Source organism: Pseudogemmobacter blasticus, assembly GCF_003071405.1.
GTDB lineage: Bacteria > Pseudomonadota > Alphaproteobacteria > Rhodobacterales > Rhodobacteraceae > Pseudogemmobacter > Pseudogemmobacter blasticus.
Window position 1 is genome coordinate 667,126 of record NZ_CP020470.1, and the last position, 16,279, is coordinate 683,404.

At 66.7% G+C, this 16,279-nt stretch carries 22 protein-coding genes; 18 read left to right on the forward strand and 4 right to left on the reverse strand.

The window, feature by feature from the left end:
- The first annotated feature begins 16 nt into the window (after positions 1 to 16).
- Positions 17 to 490 (forward strand): Lrp/AsnC family transcriptional regulator, encoded by a 474-nt coding sequence (locus tag B6K69_RS03185; RefSeq protein ID WP_206340534.1) that lies wholly within the window; start codon positions 17 to 19, stop codon positions 488 to 490.
- Positions 490 to 1,113, forward strand: coding sequence for a LysE family translocator (locus B6K69_RS03190; protein WP_108642755.1), 624 nt, complete (start codon positions 490 to 492; stop codon positions 1,111 to 1,113). Before B6K69_RS03185 ends, B6K69_RS03190 begins: the two co-directional genes overlap by 1 nt.
- Before the next feature lie 4 nt (positions 1,114 to 1,117).
- Here B6K69_RS03190 and B6K69_RS03195 read toward each other — a convergent pair whose 3' ends face one another.
- Positions 1,118 to 1,735, reverse strand: a complete 618-nt coding sequence (locus tag B6K69_RS03195) for a lytic transglycosylase domain-containing protein (RefSeq protein WP_164681870.1) — start codon at positions 1,733 to 1,735, stop codon at positions 1,118 to 1,120.
- A 245-nt stretch (positions 1,736 to 1,980) separates the two neighbouring features.
- Between B6K69_RS03195 and ssb the strand changes: the two genes are divergently transcribed.
- The 9 genes from ssb (at position 1,981) to B6K69_RS03240 (ending at position 8,941) form a co-directional block, all read left to right on the forward strand.
- Positions 1,981 to 2,532 (forward strand): single-stranded DNA-binding protein, encoded by a 552-nt coding sequence (gene ssb / locus B6K69_RS03200; RefSeq protein WP_108642756.1) that lies wholly within the window; start codon positions 1,981 to 1,983, stop codon positions 2,530 to 2,532.
- Between the two features lie 43 nt (positions 2,533 to 2,575).
- A complete protein-coding gene (locus B6K69_RS03205; protein ID WP_108642757.1) occupies positions 2,576 to 3,523 on the forward strand; it encodes an acyltransferase family protein in 948 nt (315 codons plus the stop codon).
- Between the two features lie 110 nt (positions 3,524 to 3,633).
- Positions 3,634 to 3,987, forward strand: coding sequence for an SUF system Fe-S cluster assembly protein (locus B6K69_RS03210; RefSeq protein WP_107674569.1), 354 nt, complete (start codon positions 3,634 to 3,636; stop codon positions 3,985 to 3,987).
- Positions 3,988 to 4,110: 123 nt separating this feature from the next.
- Positions 4,111 to 4,752, forward strand: coding sequence for a hypothetical protein (locus B6K69_RS03215; RefSeq protein WP_123876523.1), 642 nt, complete (start codon positions 4,111 to 4,113; stop codon positions 4,750 to 4,752).
- A 7-nt stretch (positions 4,753 to 4,759) separates the two neighbouring features.
- Positions 4,760 to 5,485, forward strand: a complete 726-nt coding sequence (locus B6K69_RS03220) for a DUF3307 domain-containing protein (RefSeq protein WP_108642759.1) — start codon at positions 4,760 to 4,762, stop codon at positions 5,483 to 5,485.
- A 23-nt stretch (positions 5,486 to 5,508) separates the two neighbouring features.
- Positions 5,509 to 5,868 carry a HesB/IscA family protein gene (locus B6K69_RS03225; RefSeq protein ID WP_107674560.1) on the forward strand — a complete coding sequence of 120 codons (360 nt, stop codon included), beginning with the start codon at positions 5,509 to 5,511 and terminating at the stop codon, positions 5,866 to 5,868.
- 149 nt (positions 5,869 to 6,017) lie between these two features.
- On the forward strand, positions 6,018 to 6,761 hold the full coding sequence (gene tpiA / locus B6K69_RS03230; RefSeq protein ID WP_108642760.1) for a triose-phosphate isomerase: 744 nt from the start codon (positions 6,018 to 6,020) through the stop codon (positions 6,759 to 6,761).
- A 60-nt stretch (positions 6,762 to 6,821) separates the two neighbouring features.
- The gene (locus tag B6K69_RS03235) at positions 6,822 to 7,763 is read left to right on the forward strand and encodes an EamA family transporter (protein ID WP_107674558.1); all 942 of its coding nucleotides are present in this window, start codon (positions 6,822 to 6,824) and stop codon (positions 7,761 to 7,763) included.
- Positions 7,760 to 8,941, forward strand: coding sequence for a cytochrome P450 (locus B6K69_RS03240; protein ID WP_108642761.1), 1,182 nt, complete (start codon positions 7,760 to 7,762; stop codon positions 8,939 to 8,941). The genes B6K69_RS03235 and B6K69_RS03240 overlap by 4 nt, the downstream gene beginning before the upstream one ends.
- A 168-nt stretch (positions 8,942 to 9,109) precedes the next feature.
- On the opposite strand, the gene B6K69_RS03245 is transcribed toward B6K69_RS03240, so the two are convergent.
- The gene (locus tag B6K69_RS03245) at positions 9,110 to 9,571 is read right to left on the reverse strand and encodes an Lrp/AsnC family transcriptional regulator (RefSeq protein ID WP_107674556.1); all 462 of its coding nucleotides are present in this window, start codon (positions 9,569 to 9,571) and stop codon (positions 9,110 to 9,112) included.
- A gap of 135 nt (positions 9,572 to 9,706) precedes the next feature.
- On the opposite strand from B6K69_RS03245, the gene cobA reads away from it, so the two are divergent.
- From cobA to B6K69_RS03265, 4 genes are read left to right on the forward strand one after another with little or no spacing between them, the layout of a single operon-like run.
- Complete coding sequence (gene cobA / locus B6K69_RS03250) at positions 9,707 to 10,480, forward strand: uroporphyrinogen-III C-methyltransferase (protein ID WP_108642762.1); 774 nt, start codon at positions 9,707 to 9,709, stop codon at positions 10,478 to 10,480.
- Positions 10,477 to 10,785: a DUF2849 domain-containing protein gene (locus B6K69_RS03255; protein WP_108642763.1), complete on the forward strand. Its 309-nt coding sequence runs from the start codon at positions 10,477 to 10,479 to the stop codon at positions 10,783 to 10,785. Before cobA ends, B6K69_RS03255 begins: the two co-directional genes overlap by 4 nt.
- The gene (locus B6K69_RS03260; protein WP_108642764.1) at positions 10,778 to 12,445 is read left to right on the forward strand and encodes a nitrite/sulfite reductase; all 1,668 of its coding nucleotides are present in this window, start codon (positions 10,778 to 10,780) and stop codon (positions 12,443 to 12,445) included. Before B6K69_RS03255 ends, B6K69_RS03260 begins: the two co-directional genes overlap by 8 nt.
- A complete protein-coding gene (locus B6K69_RS03265) occupies positions 12,435 to 13,184 on the forward strand; it encodes a phosphoadenylyl-sulfate reductase (protein ID WP_107674552.1) in 750 nt (249 codons plus the stop codon). Before B6K69_RS03260 ends, B6K69_RS03265 begins: the two co-directional genes overlap by 11 nt.
- A 5-nt stretch (positions 13,185 to 13,189) precedes the next feature.
- Here B6K69_RS03265 and B6K69_RS17975 read toward each other — a convergent pair whose 3' ends face one another.
- Positions 13,190 to 13,381, reverse strand: coding sequence for a hypothetical protein (locus B6K69_RS17975; RefSeq protein ID WP_123876524.1), 192 nt, complete (start codon positions 13,379 to 13,381; stop codon positions 13,190 to 13,192).
- An 89-nt stretch (positions 13,382 to 13,470) separates the two neighbouring features.
- Between B6K69_RS17975 and B6K69_RS03270 the strand changes: the two genes are divergently transcribed.
- Together B6K69_RS03270 and B6K69_RS03275 are read left to right on the forward strand one after the other, a co-directional pair.
- On the forward strand, positions 13,471 to 13,878 hold the full coding sequence (locus B6K69_RS03270; protein WP_107674568.1) for a DUF934 domain-containing protein: 408 nt from the start codon (positions 13,471 to 13,473) through the stop codon (positions 13,876 to 13,878).
- Positions 13,879 to 14,000: 122 nt separating this feature from the next.
- Entirely contained in the window at positions 14,001 to 14,816 is an 816-nt protein-coding gene (locus B6K69_RS03275; RefSeq protein ID WP_108642765.1) for a ferredoxin--NADP reductase, read from the forward strand.
- A gap of 82 nt (positions 14,817 to 14,898) precedes the next feature.
- Here B6K69_RS03275 and B6K69_RS03280 read toward each other — a convergent pair whose 3' ends face one another.
- A complete protein-coding gene (locus B6K69_RS03280; protein ID WP_107674550.1) occupies positions 14,899 to 15,528 on the reverse strand; it encodes a hypothetical protein in 630 nt (209 codons plus the stop codon).
- A 274-nt stretch (positions 15,529 to 15,802) separates the two neighbouring features.
- Between B6K69_RS03280 and infC the strand changes: the two genes are divergently transcribed.
- Positions 15,803 to 16,255, forward strand: coding sequence for a translation initiation factor IF-3 (gene infC / locus B6K69_RS03285; RefSeq protein WP_335602883.1), 453 nt, complete (start codon positions 15,803 to 15,805; stop codon positions 16,253 to 16,255).
- Positions 16,256 to 16,279: the final 24 nt, after the last annotated feature.

Sequence of the window (16,279 nt, forward strand, 5' to 3'; positions counted from 1 at the left end):
GGCTTGACTCGGCAGTATGGCCGCATATTTTGTGGTCATGGATGACATTGACCGAAAAATAACTAACCTTCTGGCCGCAGACGCCCGGCGCGCGCTGGCTGACATCGGCGCTGCGGTGGGGCTTTCCGCCTCGGCGGTGAACGACCGCATCCGCCGGTTGCAGGCGCAAGGCGCGATCCGCGCCTTCACGGTGGATGCAGATCCCGCGGCGCTGGGGCTGCCGGTTCTGGCCTTCGTCTGGGTCAGCCTGCGCGACGGCGCCGATGAAGCCGCCTTCCGCAGCTTCGCAGCCGCCCACCCCGCCGTGATGGAATGTCATCATGTGACCGGCCCCTGGTCCTATCTGGTCAAACTGCGCCTTCCGGCACTGGCAGCGATTGAAACCGTGCTGGCCGAGATCAAGGCACAGGGCTTCCTTGGCCGCAGCAAAACCATCCTCGCCCTGTCCTCGCCCGTCGAGGGCGCGCATGTGCCGAAAGGGGCTGCCTGATGCTGTTCCTGAAAAGCCTGATCCTGGGATTGGCCATCGCCGCGCCGCTGGGGCCGATCGGGGCGCTGTGCATCAACCGCACGCTTGAACGCGGCTTCCGCGCCGGGGTGGCGGGCGGGCTGGGCACCGCCCTGGCGGATGCGCTTTACGCCAGCCTTGCCGCAGCCGGTTTTGCCGCCTTTGCCAGCCTGCTTGCGCGGGTGCAACTGCCGCTGATGGTGGCGGGTGGGGTGTTCCTTCTGTGGCTGGGCCTCACCGGGATGCGCCCGCGCCCGCCCCGCCCTGCGGCCGAAGTTGGCGCGCGCGACCTGATCGGGACCACGCTGGCAACCTTTGCCCTGACCATGACCAACCCGATGACCATCCTCAGCTTCGCCGCGCTGTTCGCGGGGCTGGGACTGGCCGCCGCCTCGGGGCCAGGCGCCGCGGTCGTCGTCGTGGTCGGCGTCTTCACCGGGTCGATGCTGTGGTGGGGGCTGCTGTCGGGTGGCGTCGCCCTGCTGCGCCACCGCCTGCCGCCTGCCTTTGCGCTGTGGGTGGCGCGGATTTCCGGCGCGGTGCTGATCGGCTTTGGCCTTTGGGCGCTGGCCAGCGCCGCGCGACAACTGGCCGGCGCCGGCTGACAGGTCAGCCGAGAATGGCCTTCACATAGGCCTTCGTCTCGGCATAGGGCGGAATTCCGTCGTGCTTTTCCACCGCCCCGGGCCCGGCGTTATAGGCCGCAAGCGCCAGCTTCCAGCTACCGAAGCGGTCATACATCATCCGCAGATAGCGGGCGCCACCTTCCAGGTTCTGCTCGGGGTCGGCGATGTCCACGCCCAGGCGGCGCGCCGTGGCGGGCATCAACTGGGCAAGGCCGGTGGCCCCCTTGTTGCTGACAGCACCCGAATTCCAGCCCGATTCCTGCTGCACCAGCCGAAGGAACAGGTCTTCCGGCACGCCATGCTTACGGGCCGCAGCCTTGGCAACCTCAAGATACTTGCCCTTGTAGCCGCCCTTGAACCGGGGAACCGACTCTTCCACCAGACCTTCGGCTGCGCCTGCCTTGTATTTCGGTGTCAGCTTGACCGAACCGGAATACTGCTTGGCCAGCTTGCCATCCAGCAAGGCCGTCTGCGACTTGAAGATCGAGTTGCGCGACTTGGACGAGCCGGAAAGCTTGAGCCCCTCGGCCGAAGCAGGAGGGATCGCGGCAAGGCACAGGGCCGCCGACAGGAACCAGATTTTCCGAGATTTCCGCAGCACGCCAACTCTTTCCGCAACCCGACCGAACGCGGCGACTATACGGAAAGATGCCGGTGTTTCCAGTGGGGAATTTCCGATGCCGCCCCGGGCAAGGCGCCCCCGGCAGGCGAAAACCCGCCGAGATGCGGGAGGCAGAAACCGCACGGGCGGTCGTTGCGGCGCCGACCGGGGACGTGTAGGGATTGGTTAACCTTACCGGGACATGCTGCCCGGGCAACGAACACGAAGACATTAGGGAGAGAGACATGGCCGGCTCGGTCAACAAGGTCATCCTCATCGGCAATCTGGGCCGCGACCCCGAGGTGCGCAGCTTCCAGAACGGCGGCAAGGTGGTGAACCTGCGCATCGCCACCAGCGAAACCTGGCGCGACCGCGCCACCGGCGAACGCAAGGAACGCACCGAATGGCATTCGGTCGCCATCTTCAGCGAACCGTTGGGCAAGATCGCCGAGCAGTATCTGAAAAAGGGCAGCACGGTCTATATCGAGGGATCGCTGGAAACCCGCAAATGGCAAGACCAGTCGGGCGCTGACCGCTATTCGACCGAGGTCGTCCTGCGCCCCTTCTCGGGCAACCTGACCCTGCTGGGCGGTCGCGGTGATGGCGGCGGGGCCAGCGGCGGCGGTGATGACCGCGGCTATGACGATTACGGCGGTGGCGCGGGCGGTGGCGGCTATGGCGGCGGCCAGGGTGGTGGCGGCGGTTCGCGCGGCGGCAGCTATGGCGGCGGTCAGGCCGGCGGCGGTGCGGGCGGCGGCGGTGGCCGGTCCGACATGGATGACGAAATCCCGTTCTGACACCGCCTGATCCCATCGGCGCATCGCGCAAGGAGCCGGAACAATGGCAGGCGCGACACGCAGCCGGGCGGTGGACGGGTTGAAACTGGCCCTGGCGGTGATGGTGGTCGGCATCCATGCCAACCCCTTCGCCGATCTGGGCCGGCTGGCCAACCTGCTGACCGGGGAAGGCATCTACCGGCTGGCGGTGCCGGTCTTTCTGGTCTTCAACGGATGGTATCTGCAGCCCGCGCTGGCGGCGGGCAAGGGCTGGGCCACGGCCCGCCGCGCGGCTGTGCTGTATCTGCTGTGGATGGCGCTGTATCTGCCGGTCTGGGCGCGGGCCGCCGCCGGCTTCACCCCGTGGGAGGCACTGATCTTCGCCGTCTTCGGCTACTGGCACCTGTGGTATCTTGCCGGGCTGGCCATGGCGGCGGCGGCGCTTGTGCTGCTGGCGCGCTGGCCCACCCTGCCGCTGCTGCCCCTGGCGCTGGTTCTGGCCGCCATCGGGGCGAGTCTTGCCTGGGCCATCGCCGCCGGGCTGGTAACGCCCGGGCCGATCTTCCACGATCCGCTGTCACCCACCCGCAACCCGCTGTTCCTGTGCCTGCCTTACGCCGCCTTCGGCGTGGTGATGCGCCGGGTTGACCTGCCCAACCGCATCGAGCGCGGCCCGGCGGCCGGGCTGGCGGGGCTTGGCATCGCGCTGGTGCTGGCGGAATCGCTGGCCCTGTCCACCCTGCCCAAAGGCGTGTCGCATGACACTATGGCCAGCCTGATCCTGGCCGCGCCGGCGCTCGCGCTCGTGGCCCTTCAGGCCCCCGGCCGCACGGAAAGCCGGGCGCTTGGCGACCATTCAAGCGGCCTCTACTTCCTGCATGTGGCCTTTGTGGCAATGCTGTTCCGCCATACCGATCTGGACCGCCCGGCGGTCTTCGCCCTGGCGATTGCCGGGTCCGCCCTGCTGACCGAAGCCCTGCGGCGCAGCGGTCTGGCACGGCGGTTGTTCTGACCGAACCGGGGCACCCCATGCCTGCTTGGCCTGCGGCGCGGGCGCCACTGGACCTTTCAGGACGGATTCCCTATATAATCGGTCAACAACCCGCGTAAGGACCGATGCCGATGGATGCCAATGTCGAAGGCGCACCGCTGATCCGCCCGTCCACCACCGATCATCCGCTGTATGATCAGGTGGTCGAGGCCTGCCGTTCGGTCTTCGACCCCGAGATTCCGGTGAACATCTACGACCTCGGTCTGGTCTACACCATCGAGATCGACCCGGAAAACGCCGTCGGCATCACCATGACGCTGACCGCGCCGGGTTGCCCGGTGGCGGGTGAGATGCCGGGTTGGGTGGCTGATGCCGTGGGCGCCCTGCCCGGGGTGAAACAGGTTGATGTGGACATGACCTTCGACCCGCCCTGGGGCATGGACATGATGTCCGACGAAGCCCGGCTGGAACTGGGCTTCATGTGACGCCCGGGCCGGCAAGGCAATGCTTTTGCCTTGCCCCAGCCAAAGGCAAACATTTTCCCTTGCATGCCTGAAAAGCAAATCATTTCCCTTGCCTTTCTGACAGGCAAGCGAAATGCTTTGCCCATGACACGCACCGTCGCCATCCTGACCGGAGACCTGATCGGATCGACCCACGCCCCGCGCGCGGCTGTCGAGGCCGCCATGGCGACAATTCGCGACTGCGCCGCGCAGCTTGGACCGGACACCCGCTTCACGCGCTTTCGTGGCGATGGCTGGCAGGTCCGGCTGGCCACCCCGAATGCAGCCCTCTGGGCCTGCCTGCTGATCCTTGCCCGGCTGCGGGGGCAGGACGGCCTGCCCGGCTGCCGCATCGCCGTCGGGCTGGGCGAGGAAGGTCCGGCAGGGACAGGTGACCTTTCCACCGCCACCGGCCCGGCCTTCACCGCCTCGGGCCGCGCGCTTGACCGGATGAAGGCCGACCGGCTGCTGGCGCTTGAGGGGGCGGGCGTCGATCCGTTCCGCAAGCTGGCCTTCATGATCGCGGGCGAACTGGCCGGCCGCTGGACCACCGGACAGGCCGAGGCGCTGGCGCTGAAGCTGGACCCGGGCAGCCCCGCCGATGAACGGCTGTCGAACGAAGCCGTCGCGCGCCGGCTGGGCATCACGCGGCAGGCCGTCGATGCCCGGCTGAAGGCAGCAGACTATCCGATTCTGGACGAGATGGTGCAGGTCTTTCTGGCCGACCGCGCCAACCCAACCGAATAGGCCCCCGATGCCCGAAACCCTGGCCGCGCTGCTGTTCGCCCATGTCCTGGCGGATTTCGTCTTCCAGACGGCCTGGATGGTGCGGCACAAGCGGCGGGCGGACGGGCTGGCCCTGCACGGCCTGGTCGTGCTGGCCACCGCCATGGCGGCGACAGGCAGGTTCGATCCGGGCCTGCTGTGGCTGACGGCGCTGCATGTCGGGTTTGACGCGCTGAAGGCCCGCAGCAAGGGCGGGCTGGCGGCGTTCATGGCCGATCAGGCCGCGCATCTGGCGGTGATCGCAGCCCTTGCCTTCGGGCGGCCGGACATCTGGGCCGGCGGGCTTTGGGCCGGGGCGACCGCCCTTCCCGCGCTGATGGCCGTGGCTGCCGGCGCGATTGTGGCCACCCGCGCCGGCGGTTTCGCGGTTGGCCTGCTGATGGGCCCCTTTGCGGCAAGGCTGCCCGAAGCGATCACCGCCGAAAGCCTGCCGGGCGCGGGCCGCGTCATCGGCCTGCTGGAACGCGGGCTGATCTTCGCCCTTGTGCTGCTGGGCCAGCCCGAAGGGGTGGGCCTGCTGATCGCGGCCAAGTCGATCCTGCGCTTCGGCGCCGTGCGCGACGACCGCGCCCTGTCGGAATATGTGATCATCGGCACGCTGGCCTCGTTCGGCTGGGCGCTGGTGGTGGCCTATGCCACGCTTTCGGGCCTTGCCGCGTTGCCGCCGCTTGGAATCCGCGCCGTGGCGCCCTAGATTGAACGGAAAGGAGCCCTCCCATGTTCGGCATCCCCGGAAAATCCGCCGTGACCCTGACCCCCGCCGCCGCGAAGCAGATCGCGCGGCTGATGGCGCGTGACGGAACGCAGGGCCTGCGCATCGGCGTCAAGAAGGGCGGCTGTGCGGGCATGGAATATACCATGGACTATGTGTCCGAGACGAACCCGCTGGACGAGGTCGTCGAACAGGACGGCGCGCGGGTGCTGATCGCGCCCATGGCGCAGATGTTCCTGATCGGCACCGAGATCGACTATGAGGTCGATCTGCTTCACGCTGGCTTCAAGTTCCGCAACCCCAACGTGGCCGAAGCCTGCGGCTGCGGGGAATCGATCAAGTTCAAGGACGCGCCGGCCGCCTGATCGGCCAGGGTCGCGCCGGGGGGCTGTCTGCCCCCACGGGGCCTGAAGGCCCCTCCCCCCGAGGGTATTTGCACCAAGAGGAAGGGCGAGAGGCTTTTCCTTGCCGTGGCAACGCGCTAGGCAGGAACCGGCTTTTGACGGAGGGCGGAATGCGCAAGCTGGCGGCAGGAAACTGGAAGATGAACGGGGTCGCGGCCTCGCTGGCCGAGGTGAAGGCGCTGCTTGCGGCGCACCCTGCCCCGGCCTGTGACATGCTGCTGTGCCCGCCGGCCACGCTGGTGGCGCAGATGGCGGCAGCAGCCAGCGGGTCTGCATTGCAGGTGGGTGGGCAGGATTGCCACCCCAAGGCCAGCGGCGCGCATACCGGCGACATTTCGGCGCAGATGCTGGCCGATGCCGGTGCGGGGTCAGTAATCCTGGGCCATTCCGAACGCCGCGCCGACCATGGCGAAAGCGACGCGCTGGTCCGCGCCAAGGCGCAGGCGGCCTGGGCAGCGGGTCTGATCGCGGTGATCTGCGTGGGCGAGACCGAGGCGCAGCGCGATGCCGGCCAGACGCTGGCGGTGGTGGGCGCGCAACTGGCCGGTTCGGTGCCCGACGGCGCCACGGCGGCGAATACCGTCATCGCCTATGAACCCGTCTGGGCCATCGGGACCGGCCGCACCCCGACACTGGCCGAGATTGCCGAGGTGCATGGCTTCCTGCGCGCCGAACTGTCCGGGCGCTTCCCGACCGAGGCGGCAGGTGTGCGGCTTCTTTACGGCGGATCGGTCAAGCCGTCGAATGCGGCCGAGATCTTCGCCGTGGCGGATGTGGACGGCGCGCTGGTCGGCGGGGCCAGTCTGAAGGCCGCCGATTTCGGGGCGATCGTCGCCGCCCTGTCGGCCGCCTGACGACAGCGCATGTCGCGGTCGGGACAGCCAGCCTGCCCCGACCGGCGCTAGACCCGACCGATGACCCTTTCCAGCGAACCCCTTGTGCCGCCCGGCCCCGCGCCGTCAGGCGGGTTGGTGAAAGCCAACCTCGTCTGTATGCTGTCGATGCTGATCTGGGCGGCGGGCCTGCCCGCGGCCGAACTGGTGATCCGGCTCTTGCCGGCCGAACAACTGGGCGCGGTGCGGATGCTGCTGGCGGCGGCCGCGCTGCTGCCGGTCTGGCTTGCGGTTGACGGGGCCGCCGTGCTGCGGCGGGCGAACTGGCTGAAAGGCATCGGCGTTGGCGGGCTGATCGGACTGGGGGCCTGGGCGCTGGTGGCGGGCCAGGCGCGCGGTGGGCCGGTCACGGCGGCGGTGATCTCGGCCACCATGCCGGTGGTGGGCATGGCGCTGGAGGTGCTGCTGGACGGCCGCAAGATCACGTTGGCGCTGGTGGCAGGCCTTGCCCTGGCGCTGGCCGGCGGCGTGGTGGCGCTGGACCTGCAGGCCGGCGGCGCCAGCCTGGGCCTGGGTGCGGCGCTGTGCTTCCTGTCGGTGCTGACCTTCACCCTGGGGTCGCGCCTGACCGTCACGGCCTTTCCCGACCTGTCGCCCATCGGGCGCACCGCGCTGACCATCACCGGCGCCGCCATCACGCTTTCGGTGATCGCCGGCCTGCCGGTCGCTTCGGGCCATGCCACGGCGCCGGATTTCAGCGGCTGGACGGTGCAGCAATTCGGCGCGCTTCTGCTGTTTTCGGTGGGGGCGCTGGCGGTCAGCCAGCTTCTGTGGATCATCTCGGTCGGCAAGCTGGGGATCGGCACCTCGTCGCTGCACATCAATGCGGCCCCGTTCTATGTGATGCTGATCCTGTTCGCCTTCGGCGCCGCCTGGGATTGGGTGCAGGTCGGCGGCGCGGCGCTGGTCGGGCTGGGGGTTCTGGTGGCGCAGGGCATCATCCCGCTGGGGAGACGTGCATGAAAACGCTGCACCAATCGCCCACCGATCCGGCCTTCGTGCAGAACCCCTACGGGTTCTATGAAACGGCGCGCAGTGCCGGGCCGTTCTTCCTTTGGGCTGATTACGGCCTGGTCTGCACCGGCAAGGCGGCGGCGGTGAACGCGATCTTCCGCGACCGCCGCTTCGGCCGCGAAGCCCCGCCCGAGAAGGCCCCGGTGATTCCGCCCCATCTGGCGCCGTTCTACGCGGTCGAGGCCCATTCCATGCTGGAACTGGAACCGCCCCGCCATACGCGGCTGCGCAATCTGGTGCTGCGCGCCTTCACCAGCCGCCGCATCGCCGGCCTTGCCCCCGACATCACCGGCCTGACCGAGGAACTGATCGCAGGCTTCCCCGACGGGCCGTTCGATCTGCTGACCGCCTTTGCCCAACCCCTGCCCGTCCGCATCATCGCGCGCCTGCTGGGCGTGCCCGAAGAGATGGCACCCGATCTGCTGCGCTGGTCGAATGCCATGGTCGGCATGTATATGGCCGGCCGCAGCCGCGAGACCGAGGATCGCGCCGTGACCGCGACCGAAGCCTTCGTCGCCTTCATGCGCGGCTATGTCGAGGAACGCCGCAAGCGGCCCGCCGACGACCTGATCACCCAGTTGATCGCCGCCGAGATGGAAGGCGAGCGTCTGACCACGGACGAGCTGATCACCACCTGCATCCTGTTGCTGAACGCCGGGCACGAGGCAACGGTGCACACCTTCGGCAATGGCGTGAAGACGCTGCTGGAAACCGGGACCGGGCCCGAGGCGCTGCGACCCGACCGGATCGAGGCGACGGTCGAGGAAATCCTGCGCTTCGATCCTGCGCTGCACATGTTCACCCGCTGGGCCTATGAAGAGGTCGAGGTGATGGGCCAGACCTTCCGCCGCGGCGATCAGGTCGGGCTTCTGCTGGCCATGGCGAACCGCGATCCGGCGGTCTGGGACCGGCCGGAACTGTTCCTGCCCGCCCGGCCGGTAAAACCGCTGGCAACCTTCGGCGCCGGTCTGCATTTCTGCGTCGGCGCGCCGCTGGCACGGCTGGAACTGGCGCTGGCCCTGCCGATCCTCTTCGCGCGCTGCCCCGGCTTGCGGCAGGCCGAACCGCCGCGTTATGGCGATGTGTTCCATTTCCACGGGCTGGAACGCCTGCTCGTCACCCGCTGACCCTGCACCCCCGGGAAACTTATGGACAGATGAAAGGGTCCGCGCGCCCCGGTCTATCATCTGTCCGAAAATATCCCCGCCGGAGGCAAACCCGAGCCGGTTGCGCGCTTGCGCGCAGAGGCGAGATGAAAGTCGTGCGACCGCGCCTTGCGCGGGCGCTCCGCAAGGTCAGAGCGGCAGGACGGTGGTGGACTTGATCTCTTCCATGCTGAGCAGCGCCGTCACGTTGTAGATCCGCACTTCCGAGATCAGCGCCTGATAGAAGGTGTCATAGGCGCGGGCATTCTTGACCCGCACCTTCAGGATATAGTCGATGTCGCCGGCCAGCCGGTGCGCCTCAAGCACTTCGGGGCGTTCCTTCAACGACTTGAGGAACTTGCGCTGCCAGTCCGCCTCATGCTCGCTGGTGCGGATCAGCACGAAGAAACAGGCCTCCAGCCCCAGCGCCTCGGGGTCGAGGATGGCGGTGGTGCGGGTGATGACGCCCTGGTCCTTCATCCGTCGGATGCGGTTCCAGACCGGGGTCTTGGATGACCCCACCTTGCGGGCGATTTCATCCAGCGATTGCTCGGCATCGGCTTGCAGTTCGGACAGGATTTTCCGGTCCAGATCGTCCAGCGGGGCGGCCATTCCTGAATATCCCTCTTCGGCAGAACACGGGTTTCCCAAGGCCGCAGTATCGGAACACATGTCCTTATCTGCAAGCGCATCTGGCGGGAATCCGGGAAAATCTTCTATATTGGCGGTCAATCCAAAGGGCCTGCCATGACCGACCTTCCGCTTCTTCCCTCTGCCCCCTCGCCCGTCGTCTTTGCCGGCGCCGGCCCCGGCGCGGCCGAGCATCTGACGCTGGGCGTGCTGCGCGCGCTGGAGGCGGCCGAAGTGGTGATCCACGACCGGCTGGTCGGGGCCGAGGTTCTGGCGCTGATCCCGGCCCATGCCGAACGGGTGGATGTCGGCAAGGAGGGCTTTGGCCCCTCGACCGCGCAGGCCACGATCAACGCGGTTCTGGTTGCCAAGGCGCTGACCGGGCGGCGGGTGGTGCGGCTGAAGGGCGGCGATCCCGGCATCTTCGGCCGTCTGGACGAGGAAATCGCCGCGCTTGAAGCCGCGGGCCTGGCCTTCCGTATCCTGCCCGGCCTGACCTCGGCCAGCGTGGCGGCTGCGACCATCGGCCAGTCGCTGACGAAACGCGGCCGCAATGCCAGCCTGCGCATCGTGACAGGGCATGACATGGAAGGTTTTGCCGAACAGGACTGGCGCGGCCTTGCCCGTGCCGGCGAGGTGGCGGCAATCTACATGGGCAAGAAATCGGCCCGCTTCATCCAGGGCCGCCTGATGATGCACGGCGCCGGGGGCGAAACGCCGGTGACGGTGGTGGAAAACGTCAGCCGCCCCGACCAGCGCATCCATGCCGCCTGTCTGGCCACCCTGCCCGCCGCCGTGGCCGCGGCCACCGGCCCCGCCATCCTGCTCTATGGCCTTGCCCCGCGCGAGGCCGCCGCATCCCTTCCCCTGTTGCACGAGGCCGCACAATGAGCCGCCGTTTCACCCCCAAGGTCGTGACCGCCAACCGCCTGCGCGAAGGCGATGTGGTTTACCTGACCGCAAATGACCTGTGGTCGCTGCATCATCACGAGGCCGAGCTGATCGAGGACGAGGCCCACGCGCAACTGCGCCTGCTTTTTGCTGCATCGCAGAAAAATCTTGTGATCGGCGCCTATCTGGCAGATGCAAAGGCCGGACCGAACGGCCCCGAGCCGGTGCATTTCCGCGAAGGATTCCGCACCCGGGGGCCGTCGAACTATAACCATGGCAAGCAGGCGGACCTCGCCCATGTATGATTACACCGATTTTGACGAGGCCTTCGTCCGCGCCCGTGTGGCCCAGTTCACCGATCAGGTGGAACGGCGGCTTGACGGCAGCCTGTCCGAAGACGAATTCCGCCCGCTGCGCCTGATGAACGGGCTTTACCTGCAACTTCATGCCTACATGCTGCGGGTGGCCATCCCCTATGGCACGCTGTCGCCCGCCAAGCTGCGGCAACTGGCCTGGATCGCCGACACCTACGACAAGGGCTATGGCCATTTCACAACCCGGCAGAACATCCAGTTCAACTGGCCGAAACTGCCGGATGTGCCGGCCATCCTGTCGGCGCTGGCCGATGTCGGGATGCACGCGATCCAGACCAGCGGCAACTGCGTGCGCAACGTCACCGCCGACCATTTCGCCGGCGCCGCCGCGGATGAGGTGGCAGACCCCCGCCCCTATGCCGAACTGCTGCGGCAATGGTCCACCGACCACCCCGAATTCCAGTTCCTGCCGCGCAAGTTCAAGATCGCCATCACCGGCGCCAGCGCCGACCGCGCGGTTACGGCCGCGCATGACATCGGGCTGCGGATCGTGCGGAACGAAGCGGGCGAGACCGGCTTTCAGGTGCTGGTCGGTGGGGGCCTTGGCCGCACGCCGATGGTGGGCATGGTGGTGCGCGATTTCCTGCCGGAAGCGGACCTGCTTCCCTATGTCGAGGCGGTGCTGAGCATCTACAACGTCATCGGCCGGCGCGACAACAAGTACAAGGCGCGCATCAAGATCACCCTGCACGAGACCGGCAAACCCGAGATCACCCGCATGATCGAAGAGCGGTTTGCCGAATTGCGCCCGCTGTTCGGCGGTGCCGATCAGGCGCTTTTCCGCGACATTCAGGCGGCCTTCGCGCCGCCGGTGTTGCGCGATGCGCCCGTTGCCGCGTTTGATGCGGCCTACAAGGCCGATCCGGCCTTCCGCGCCTTTGTCGATACCAATGTGGCGCCGCACCGGCACCCCGACCATGCGATCGTGACCATCAGCCTCAAGGCGCATGGCGAAACGCCCGGCGACGCGACCAGCGACCAGATGCGTCTGGTGGCCGATCTGGCCGAACGCCATGGCCATGGCGACATCCGGGTCAGCCATGAGCAGAACCTGATCCTGCCGCATGTCCACAAATCGGACCTGCCCGCCCTTCATGCCGCGCTGAAATCGGCGGGGCTGGCCACCGCCAATGTCGGGCTGCTGAGCGACATCATCGCCTGCCCCGGCATGGATTACTGCAGCCTGGCGACCGCACGGTCGATCCCGGTGGCGCAGGAAATCGCGCAGCGGTTCAAGGAACTGGATCTTGAGCACGAGATCGGGCCGCTGAAGCTGAAGATCTCGGGCTGCATCAATGCCTGCGGCCACCACCATGTCGGCCATATCGGGATTCTCGGGCTCGACCGGGCGGGAGTGGAAAATTACCAGATCACCCTGGGCGGCGACGGCACCGGGGATATGGTGATCGGCGACAAGACCGGGCCGGGCTTTGCCTACGATCAGGTGACCGGCGCGGTGGAACGCATCCTGCGCGCCTATCTGGCCTTGCGCGAAGCGCCGGAGGAAACCTTCCTGCAAGCCTTCCGCCGGGTCGGGATGGAACCCTTCAAGACCGCCCTTTATGGCGAGGGCGAACGTGATGCCGCGTGATCTGCACGCCGGGCCGGTGGCGGAACGGGTGGCGGTGCTGAACGCCCGCTACAAGCATCACTCGGCCACCGATGTGCTGGAACACGCGCTCAAGGACCATGACCTTGGCCGCGTGGCGCTGGTCAGTTCCTTCGGCGCGGAATCGGTGGTGCTGCTGCATCTGGTCAGCGTGATCGCACCGGAAACCCCGGTGCTGTTCATCGACACCCGGATGCTGTTTCAGGAAACGCTCGACTATCAGCGCCAACTGGCCGAAAGCCTGAACCTGTGCGACATCCGCACCATCCGCGCCAATCCGGCGCGGGTCGGTTACGAAGACCCCGATGGCACCCTGCACCAGTTCAACACCGACGCCTGCTGCGCCGTGCGCAAGGTCGAACCGCTGGAACGCGCGCTGTCCAAGTTCGACGGCTGGATCACCGGCCGCAAGCGGTTTCAGAACTCGGACCGTGGCACCATCGACTTCTTTGAAAACGAAGGCGATTTCCGCATCAAGGTGAACCCGCTGGCCCATTGGGGCCGCGAAGACCTTGAGGAATACATGGTCGAGAACCGCCTGCCCCGGCATCCGCTGGTGGCGAAAGGCTACCCCTCGATCGGCTGCGCACCCTGCACCAGCCCCGTGAAGCCCGGCGAAGACCCGCGCTCGGGCCGCTGGCGGGGGCAGGCCAAGACGGAATGCGGCATCCATTTCGTCGGCGGCAAGGCCGTGCGGATGGGGAAAGAGAGTGCCGCGTGAGCCTATTACACATCGACTTGAAACACCGCCTGAACAACAAGGCGCAAGGCATGAACCTCGCTGGAGTTAGCTCTGGGATCAAAACCGCTGAAGCGGCAAAGAAGTGCAAAGGTATCATTTGCTGTGTGACCGTTTCTGCACTGAATGGCCGCGAAACCATCTGTTAGGAGGTCGAGTTGCATTTCCTTGCGAATCATGCGGGCTCTCACGGTTGGATCGAGCCTCGTTTCCACCACATGCGTTGTTACCTGTGCGGCGAACCCGCTAACCCAAGGAAGTCAAATAGATGAGCGTCATCGTCACCGATCAGGGCTTTGCCGCCCCGGCGCCCCTGCGCGACATCGTGCCGCTGGCCGATCTTGGGCCGGACACGACCGCGGTGGATCTGTCGAACACCGACGATCCCGCCGCGCTCGCCGGCCATCTGGACCGGCTGGTTCTGATCCGCGTCGCCTTCCCGGCCTTCAACGATGGCCGCGCCTTCACCATCGCGCGGCGGCTGCGGATGCTGGGCTATACCGGCCAGCTTCTGGCACTGGGGCCGGTGATTGCCGACCAGTATGCCATGTGCCGCCGGGTGGGCTTTGACGGGGTGGAAATCCCGGACGAGATCGCCGCCCGCCAGCCGGAAGATCAGTGGAAGTTCCGCGCCGACTGGAAGGCGCATGACTACCAGTCGCGCCTGCGGGCCTGACCGCTGGACCGGCCCCGGGAAAAGATATAACCGCGCAAGGGAAATTCGCCGCACCCCGCCGGGCTTTTGTCCGGCACGGCTTGGGCCTATGTGGGTGGGTGTTCGATGACGGAGATTGCAAGATGAACTCGCCCGACCCATCGCTGCGTGTGAAACCCCACCTTCCCGACGCCCAGACCGTTACGGCGGTCCATCACTGGACCGACCGGCTGTTTTCCTTCCGGGTGACACGACCGCAATCGCTGCGCTTCCGGTCCGGCGAATTCGTGATGATCGGGCTGCTGGATGACAACGGCAAGCCGCTGCTGCGCGCCTATTCCATTGCCTCGCCGTCCTGGGATGAGGAGCTGGAGTTCTATTCGATCAAGGTGCCCGACGGCCCGCTGACCAGCCGGCTGCAACATATCAAGGTGGGTGACGAGATCATCCTGCGCCCCAAGCCCGTGGGAACACTGGTGCTGGATGCCCTGCTGCCGGGCAACCGGCTGTGGTTCCTGGCCACCGGCACCGGCCTTGCCCCCTTCGCCAGCCTGATGCGCGACCCCGAGACCTATGAGAAGTTCGATCAGGTCATCATGATGCACACCTGCCGCGAGGTGGCCGAACTGGAATACGGCCGCCAACTGGTTGAAAACCTGAAGGATGATCCGCTGATCGGTGAACTGGTCGGTGACAAGCTGATCTACTACCCCACCACCACGCGCGAACCCTTCCATCACATGGGCCGGGTGACCGACAACCTGTCGTCAGGCAAGGTGTTTGCCGATCTTGGCCTGCCGCCGATGGATGCCGCGCATGACCGCGCCATGATCTGCGGCAGCCTGGCCTTCAACGTCGATGTGAAGGCCATCCTCGAAGGGTTCGGCCTGCGCGAAGGCGCCAATTCCGAACCGCTGGAATTCGTGGTGGAAAAGGCTTTCGTCGGCGACGGCATCTGACAGCGCGGGCCGACCGGCGCCCCAAAAGACAAAGGCCGCAAGGGGTTCCTTGCGGCCTTTGCCATTTGCCTGTGCGGCTGGCTTACATGCCAAGCGCGGTCTTCACCTGCGCGATGGTATCAGCCACCAGCGCCGGGTTCGACTTGGCCGCTTCGACAGCGGTCTTCAGCGTGGCCTTGGTGGCGGCATCCAGCGAGGAACCGTCGATCAGCGCAACAACGCCATCGGCGTTGAAGTTGGCCGGGTCCAGCGCGGCGGCAGCCGCATCGGTGGCGGCGGCAGCGGCATCGCCCGCGGCTTCGGTCGCGGTCGCGGCGGCATCGCCCGCAGCAGCGGCGGCATCACCGGCCGCTTCGGTGGCGGCGGCAGCGGCTTCGCCCGCGGCTTCCGTGGTTGCCTCGGTGGCAGCAGCGGCGGCATCGCCCGCAGCGGCAGCGGCATCACCCGCGGCTTCGGTGGCGGCAGCGGCAGCATCGCCGGCAGCGGCGGCGGCTTCGGTCGCGGCGGCCTCAGTGGCGGCAGCAGCAGCGGCAGCCTCTTCCGCGGCCTTCTTGGCGGCTTCGTCTGCAGCAGCCTTGGCGGCAGCAGCATCGGCCTCGGCCTTCTGGGCAGCGGCGGCCACAGCTTCCTGCGCCGGCTTGTAGCTGAATTGGTAATATCCGCCCGCCGCCAGAAGGACGACGATGGCGCCGATAACTACGCTTTTGTTCATATGAGACACTCCCGTTCCCGGTTTATCGTCTGGATGTCCTTCATATGGCAGTTAAAAGCCAAAATGAAAAGGCTGCTGCACCCGCCCTGCGGCCTTATGCCGGGAAATCCGCTGAAGGGCGGGTTGAAAGGCGCCGAAAGCGCGGGTAAATTCGCCGCGCAGTCGCAATCGCAAAAGGATTACAGCCATAGGACGCCGTCCCCACAACGCCCCGCCACAACGCGAAACCGGTCCGCGGATCAATGATCGAATCCGTGCACAGGAAATCCGGCTTATCGGAGCCGATGGCGAGAATATCGGCGTTGTCACCCCCTCCCGGGCCATGATGCTTGCCGAAGAGGCAGGGCTTGATCTGGTCGAGATTTCTCCGAACGCCGAACCGCCGGTCTGCAAGATCATGGACTTCGGCAAGTTCAAGTACGAGACGCAGAAACGCGAGGCGGAAGCCCGCAAGAAGCAGAAGATCATCGAGATCAAGGAAATCAAGTTCCGCCCGGGCACGGATGAGCATGACTATCAGGTCAAGATGCGCTCGGTGATCAAGTTCCTTGAGGAAGGCGACAAGGTGAAGGTCACCCTGCGCTTCCGGGGCCGTGAAATGGCGCACCAGGAACTGGGGCTTGAACTGCTGAACCGCGTCGCGGCGGATGTGGCGGAAAAGGGCAAGATCGAAAGTATGCCCCGGCTGGAAGGCCGTCAGATGGTGATGATGGTCTCGCCCAAGTAAGGCGTGATCCGACCGGAGGATTGC